Origin of the sequence: Sphingobium sp. LMC3-1-1.1 (assembly GCF_040676285.1) — a bacterium.
Lineage (GTDB): Bacteria > Pseudomonadota > Alphaproteobacteria > Sphingomonadales > Sphingomonadaceae > Sphingobium.
Genome location: NZ_JBEGHQ010000074.1, coordinates 1 through 282 on the forward strand (window position 1 = coordinate 1; position 282 = coordinate 282).

General features: G+C 55.7%; 1 pseudogene. It reads right to left on the reverse strand.

The annotated features are described in order from the left end of the window. Positions 1-282 (reverse strand): annotated as a pseudogene (locus tag MRBLMC3_RS21145) (histidine kinase); the annotation flags it as partial.

The window sequence follows — 282 nt, forward strand, 5'->3', positions numbered from 1 at the left end:
TGACTGACAATGTCCAGTTTGCTTCATGGGAGTGGTAATCGACCAGGATCTTGCCGCTGCGTTCGCCCGGGAAAGCATGCTTAAGCGCGTTAATCACCAGCTCGGTGACAATCAGCCCCAGACTGACAGAGATATCCGCGTTCACACTGCTGCCATCGGCCGTAACCGCGATCGACAGTTGGTCATGATCGTGGATCATCGAAGCACCGAGGCTTTCGCAGAGTTGGGTGAAATAGCCACGCAGTTCGACATCGCCGAGCCTCGATGCCGCAAGCTGCTGTT